The sequence below is a fragment of the Pseudovibrio sp. POLY-S9 genome, assembly GCF_001431305.1.
In the GTDB taxonomy this organism is placed as follows: domain Bacteria; phylum Pseudomonadota; class Alphaproteobacteria; order Rhizobiales; family Stappiaceae; genus Pseudovibrio.
Window position 1 is genome coordinate 55,994 of sequence record NZ_LCWX01000131.1, and the last position, 7,213, is coordinate 63,206.

The 7,213-nt window shown below is 47.1% G+C and carries 4 protein-coding genes; 2 read left to right on the forward strand and 2 right to left on the reverse strand.

What is annotated here, in order from left to right; translation table 11 throughout:
* Positions 1-428: ATP-binding cassette domain-containing protein (locus PPL9_RS33220; protein ID WP_208989315.1), on the forward strand; the 428-nt coding region annotated here is incomplete at its 5' end.
* Positions 429-1,133: 705 nt separating this feature from the next.
* On the forward strand, positions 1,134-1,856 hold the full coding sequence (locus PPL9_RS11410; RefSeq protein ID WP_057462810.1) for a helix-turn-helix domain-containing protein: 723 nt from the start codon (positions 1,134-1,136) through the stop codon (positions 1,854-1,856).
* A 114-nt stretch (positions 1,857-1,970) separates the two neighbouring features.
* On the opposite strand, the gene PPL9_RS11415 is transcribed toward PPL9_RS11410, so the two are convergent.
* Both PPL9_RS11415 and PPL9_RS11420 read right to left on the reverse strand, forming a co-directional pair.
* Positions 1,971-2,240 (reverse strand): hypothetical protein, encoded by a 270-nt coding sequence (locus tag PPL9_RS11415; protein ID WP_208989316.1) that lies wholly within the window; start codon positions 2,238-2,240, stop codon positions 1,971-1,973.
* Between the two features lie 499 nt (positions 2,241-2,739).
* Positions 2,740-7,213, reverse strand: a 4,474-nt coding sequence (locus PPL9_RS11420; RefSeq protein ID WP_057462811.1) for a VCBS domain-containing protein, incomplete at its 5' end; no start/stop codon positions are given.

Here is a 7,213-nt window from a genome sequence, read left to right on the forward strand (position 1 = left end):
GGGATGTTGAGATTGTTGAGGAGGCCTTGCACACCTCAGGGCTCTACACGTTCAAGGACCGGGCGTTAAAAGACCTTTCCGGCGGTCAGCGCCAACGTGCCTTCATCGCCATGTGTCTGGCTCAAGACACGCCCTACATCATGCTGGACGAGCCAACCAGCTATCTGGATATCCGCTATCAGTATGAGACACTGGATCTCCTCCAACACCTCAACAGTCAGGGCAGCACCGTGGTCGTCGTTCTCCACGACATCGCCCAGGCCTCCCGCTACGCAGACCACCTCGTCGTCATGCGCGATGGAGCGATCTTTGCCGAGGGATCACCACACGATGTGGTCAGCCCCTCCCTGGTGAGCTCAGTCTACGAAATTGACACAAGCGTTTACGCAGATCCGGTGTCTCAGACTCCGGTGGTAACGTCTGTTTGAGATGAAGGCCAGCGTGCGTTCTGGTGAAAGCTGCGCATTAAGTGCTAGGGACAAAACCTGCTTGTCCAGACCTAACGTTATTCGGATTTTGATGCCTTTAACGATGACTTTCCAGAAAATCCTCAGTGTGAATATTTATCTCATGGACAATGGCTGAGACATCGAACCACTTCTATTGGAGACAATCCCTCTTTAATTTGGCGGAGAGTGCCAAGACTTAGAGTTACTAAAACTCACTTTAAGTCGCAGAGCTGGCCAGAGCCTCGGGCGCAGATAATTTAGCTCCAAAGAGCGTGTCTTAAACCGTCGATAAACTGAGCGTTAAAAGGGTACGCTTTGAGACTTCTCTAACGTTCAAAACTGGTAGGGAAAGAAAAAAGGCCGCTGTGTACGTTATATCGCCCACCTATGCAAAATCTCACGCCGCGCCACATTGAAAAGGAAATCACACTGCGAGGGGAAGAGTTCAGCAAGCGGTTGGAGCAAAAGTGTCAAGCCTTGAGAAAATAGAGCGAATGCTCGATTTATTATTTAATATTTTCAAAGAGATAAGTGGTGCCTGGAGGCGGATTCGAACCACCGACACGCGGATTTTCAATCCTGAACTCTTGTCAATTTTCCAATGGCTTAGAAGCGTAAAAAACGTCAAATAACTAGGCGAATTTTGTCAAAGGTTTCTCGCCTGCTGAAGTGGGGGCAGAAATAATGAGCAATACAGCAATCAAGATACAACATTGTAACAGCCTAACCATTCAATACAGCGACAAAGCTGTTTGGATTAGCAAGCTGTGCCGGGATCATGACTTCTCTGCATCAGAAAAGGTCGTGGGGATCGCTCTGTGTGACTACTTCAACACTAAGACCGGAGATGCTTGGCCAAGCATCTCTCGCCTTGAACAGGATGCAGGCACCAGCAGAAGAACTGTAATCCGAGCTTTGAAGAAGCTAGAGCAAGCTGGATATTTTAAAGCTCAACGTGTACGTGGTCGCGGGCAAAGCAATCATTATGCCTTTTGCCATGTAGGAGACGAAAAACGTGACATCAGAGCACCTTTGGTCGCACCAGACTCGCTGTCCATGCACAGTTGCAGTGACAAAATAGACAAGAAAACGTGCCAAAATGAGCAGCTAAAGGGTGACGTGAGAGCACCACGAAATAAAGATAAATATACAAATAATAATACAGGTGAACTTCAATCAGTGTCATCTAGCGCAAAAGCAGCAGCAATGCAGATACTCAATCAAACATCCAAGTTTATCTCTGTATCAGACCCACTCTTTGAGATTCTTTGTAAGACCTCAAAGAGAAAGGTCTTATCTCAAAAACTCTCAAAACATGACGGTGAAACAGGCCATTGGTTCCTAAAAGGGGAAGCTGCAAAAGAAAGGCAACGATTAGGGCGTAGCCAAGCAGAGCTCCATCATTGAATGCCCTTTTCAGTGCTTGGGTTACCTTTGCAGCCACATACTAAAAAGGCCTGAGAAGCTCACGCTTCCCAAGCCAGAATATTCCATAAGAGGCAAGCCTCTCATCATTCCAACTTACTTGCTTTTAGAGATTTCCAGTGCACAGGGATCAAGCAGCTCTGAAATCTTCTCACTGCTTTCCTGCACATCATTGATGTGATTGCGCACAGTATCAAACAGCGTCAGTAACGCTTCATATTCCTGAGTGTGTTCCATACGCTCACTCATCACCACGCTCATGGAATAGACTAGATTTTTGAGGTGATTGCTTGATAAGCGAAGCTGATCCACTTCATTGCGAAGGGACGTATGGGCACATTTCTCTTTACCAGTATCAGTCATCATTAAGCCCTCTCTGTTGGCTTGTTGAACAAACCACTCAGCAGAAGGCTTTCGACAACCCACTGGCGAGCGGGAGGTTCGAAACCTGACAGAGACAGGCGGGTTTATTCCCCCGCAAAGGGTATTGTATTCACCGCCCTCCCGCCCATAAGCGAGAGTTTGCGTTTGAAGACCTAACTCCAGACACAAAAAGACCGCCTGTAAACGGCAGCGGTGACCGCTCTGTGAGAGGTTTCGACGCCTCGCAAGAACCATGCGATGGATTGTTTAAACTGTCAATGAGATGAAGGTGAAAAATCCCATAAACCCATAGGATTAGCGAGGTTAGGACATGAGAACAACAACATGAACATAAACACCAAGCCTCCGCAAACCCCACACAAGCCCCAGCCCTGCCCTGCTGAACTCGCCGCAGGATAAGAAAAGGCTGGGAAGGACCCAGAGAGCTTATAAAAATTGAGGCTACGCTCGTACGAACAAGACGAGCGTAGCCTTTGGTCATTTAGACAAACTGGAAGTCATCAGCATGCAGTTCTGATTTTGACACGTTATTCAAAGTGACCGAGTTGTCATCATCTAGTGAGATCACGACACTACTTCCCTCATCGCTTGCTGCAGCAATTACGGCATCAAAGTTTGTGAATGTTTCGCTATCAAACTGAATGATATCATCGGAACCAGCTCCAGCTTCGAAGTCGGTGATCGTATCATTGCCGAACATGGAACCGCTAAATACAAAGGTATCGGAACCGTAACCACCAACCAGCGTATCGTTCCCTGCATATCCATTCAGATTGTTAGCGCCATCATCTCCCACAAGATGATCGTCTCCAAAGTTCGATCCAATAATGTTTTCAATGGAAACATAGGTATCACCTGCAGCATCACCTGATAAGCCAACTTGGTCCTGTAGATTGACACTGACCCCTCCAGAGCGCGCCCAATAGTACCGGACAGTATCCATACCACTGCCACCATCAAGATAATCTGCACCAGAGCCATAGGCATTTAGCACATCGGCCCCGCCCCCCGCTTCAAGGTAGTCTTCCCCATTCAAACCATACAAATTATTGGCTGCATCATCACCTATGAGAACATCATCAAACTTTGATCCTTCGACATTCTCTATACTTACAAGAATATCACCTGTTGCATAACCTCCATCGACGACGCCTGTTGCCAGGTTCACATGGACCGCGGCATTAGAGTCAACATAACGAGCGAAATCCCGACCGCTTCCACCGTTGAGGTAATCAGCGCCGTCGCCCCCATAAAGCTGATCATCACCTCCGTAACCCCAGATTTTATTACTGCTTTCATCACCCGTAAGATAATCAGCATGTGCATCACTGCCCATAATATTTTCAATGGACACATATGTGTCGCCAGTCGCATCACCTGTATTTTTTGAAGAGTCACCTAGGTTTACAGTTACACCACTATTTGACCAGCGATACCGAACTGTATCAGAACCTTCACCACCATCTAGATAATCTGCGCCATTTCCATAGGCATTCAGTGTGTCGTCTCCCTCTTTTCCCTCAAGATGATCAATTCCATCTTGAGCATAAAGGCCATTATTTCCATCATCTCCAACAAGGAAGTCATCAAAATGTGAGCCGACAACTGTTTTAATATTGGTGAGTTTGTCTCCCTCAGCATAGCCTCCAGACAACTCTCCCGTACTCAAATTCACCGAAACTGCGGCTGTAGATTTGACATAATTGATTGTATCGCTACCACCAGCACCATCAATCGTGTCTGCACCTGCACTGCCATAAATTTCTTCACCCTCAATAGTCCCAATGAAGATATCATCGTCCTCAGTGCCAAAGAATTTTATTCGACCATGGCTGAAGAACTCTATCTTGGATAAGCTGGTACCATCAGCAAATTCAAAGCGCTCAATATTTTCACCAAGATTAGCAACGTTCAGCTGTCCACTTTTCCCATCTTTCGACCAAGAGAATTTCAACACTGTTCCGTTCGAGTTATCATAGTCTTGTCTTGTAATCGTGAGATCTGAGAGTCTCAGATCAGTAAAGCGAACAGTGTCAAACTCGTCACTTTCACCTTCGAGGGCTCCTACAGAAACATAGCCATCGATAGAGCTATAGAGGTATGTGTCATCACCAGCATGACCTAAGAGATGCTGGTGAGCTCCACCGCTTTCTCCAGCGCTTAGAACATCATTTCCTTCTCCACCATGAATAAATTCACTGAGTAAAGTACCTGTTATGGTTACACCACCATCAGTTCCAACCAACTCAAGTCGACCGTCATCTCGAATAGAAAGCGCGCTTAATGTTGGATTGTTGCCATGACCATGGATCACTATCTGGATAGTTTTTGTAGTTTGCCCGCCATTACTATCTGTAACTGTGTAGGAAAACGTGTCGGTAGCAATCTCGCCAGCAGCCAAATGCTCAAACTGGCCATTCTGATCATATTTGAACTTCCCATCGACTAACATCACAGAACCTATTGTCTCGCTAGTGTCAAAGGAAAGCGAGAGCTGATCAGTCGTGTCTGTATCTGTAAACTCAGGTGTAAAGAGAACGCTCGTATCACCTGCTGGAGAAGTACTGATTGACTTTGCAACAAGTTGTGAATCTTCCTCCGTTGCCAGAACAGTTTTCATAACCATTCCACCATTGCCTTCACTGACCATGTAAGAGAAGCCAAAGACTGCATTAACAACCGGCGCATCATTGGCACCATTTATGGTAATAGTTACTGTCTTGGTGACTACTCCGCCATTGCCGTCATCGATAGTGTAAGTAAAGGTATCGGTTGCTGTCTCGCCAACTGCTAGATGCTCAAATTGGCCGTTCGGATCATATTGGAATTTGCCATCAACAAGAGACACTTCACCTGTCGTGCCGCTGGCGTCAAACGTGATAGTATGGGTGTCAGAGCTGTCTGCATCCGAGAACACAGGTTCAATCAGAATACTATCATCTTCCGAGGTTGATGTAGTGATATCAGAAAAGATTGGCACATCATTGGTACCGTTGATTACCACTTTGACCTGGTGGTTCACCGGACCGCCATCAAGAACTACCGTATAGATCAGCTCAATGCTACCGGAGCTGGAAAGGTAGTCAAACATGGTAGCTGGCGCACTAAAGGCAAGGTGTATAGAGCCTTGGGCAGCATCGGCTGCTCGCTCAATATGATCAACATTGAGCAGAGCCAACAGCGCGTCACTATCCAAAACGCCCGAAGCCCCTGATACTGACACGCCCGTTACACTGACCTCATAGTCAGAACCGGTTGTATCGGCATCACTAAAGACAATCTCAATCTCGCCACTGACCGGTGCAAGATCTCTTGTATCTTTCAGTTCCAGCACTTCATTGATCACACCATAGGCACCAGAAGCATCCGGTTTGAACACATAAACAGAACCAGAGTTTGGTGCGCGATCAGAAACGCTATATTCTCCAACAGAAATTTCGCCGTTTGAACTGATCGCAACAGAAATGCCAAAGCTACTTTTATAAGACCCTTCTGGCGCCAACAGTTTGTACTCGGAATAACCGCCCCGCCCATCTGGCACATACACATACGCAGAACCCGCACCACGGCCAGGATCATCATCACCAGGCACACCAACAACAATCACACCGGCGTCATTCGTAGCTACCGACCAACCAAAACTATCTGCAATTGCCCCATCAGAAGCCGTAAGTTTTACATCGGTGTACCCACCAGAACTATCGGGCGTATACACATAAACCGAACCAGATCGTTTACCCTGATCATCATGATCAGGCGCACCAACAATAACTAAGCCAGCATCATTAATCGCAACAGACTGCCCAAAGTTATCATTTTGCGCTCCATCTGACGCTAGTAGCTTAACTTGCTCATACCCACCAAATCCATCAGGCACATATACATAAACTGAGCCGGAGTCCTGACCACGATCATCATCACGGAAGGCGCCAACAGCAATAAGGCCGGTTTCACTGACGGCAACGGAATGACCAAACCAATCAGATTTAGCTCCGTCAGATGCAGTGAGCTTTAAACTTGTGTACCCTCCACCCCCATCAGGAGCATAAACATAAATTGAACCGGTTTGGGTTCCGTGGTCACTGTCACCCTCTGCACTAACAATGATCACACCAGCATCGCTGACGGCAACAGCGCTACCAAAAAAGTCATTTTCCTCACCATCAGGTGCTGTCAGCTTAATCTGCGAGTATCCACCAGCTTCATCAGGCGCATATACATAAACTGAGCCAGATGACTTGCCCTGTTCATCATCGCCAGTCACTCCTACAACGATTACACCTGTATCATTAATCGCAACAGATTTACCAAAATGATCAGAGCGAGCCCCATCTGGAGCCGTCAGTTTAACTTCTTGAAAACCACCTGTGCCATCAGGTGTGTACACATATACTGAACCAGCATCCTTTCCACGATCATCGTCAAGGTGTGCTCCAACAACAAGCACTCCACCAGCATTAATCGCAACAGACCAGCCAAAGTGATCCAAGGAAGAACGTCCGTCAGAAGCAATAAACTTCTCAATAAACGGGTGCACCTGAGTAGCAACAACAACCGGCGCATCATTGGCACCATTGATTGTGATCGTTGCAGTCCTGGTGACCACTCCGCCGTTGCCGTCATTGACAGTGTAGGTGAAGGTGTCGGTAGCTGTTTCCCCAACTGCCAGATGCTCGAACTGACCATTCGGGTCATACTTGAATTTGCCATCAACAAGAGACACTTCACCTTTCGTGCTGCTGGCATCAAACGTGATGGTGTGGGTGTCGGAGCTGTCTGCATCAGAAAACTCAGGTTCGATGAGAACGCTGTTGTCTTCAGAAGTTGATGTCGCGATATCTGAGACAATCGGCGCACCATTAGCGCCATTGATGGTCACCGTGACCGTCTTGGTAATTGGCTCTGCCGTGCCATCACTCACTGTGTAAGTGAAAGTATCTGTTGCTGTCTCACCA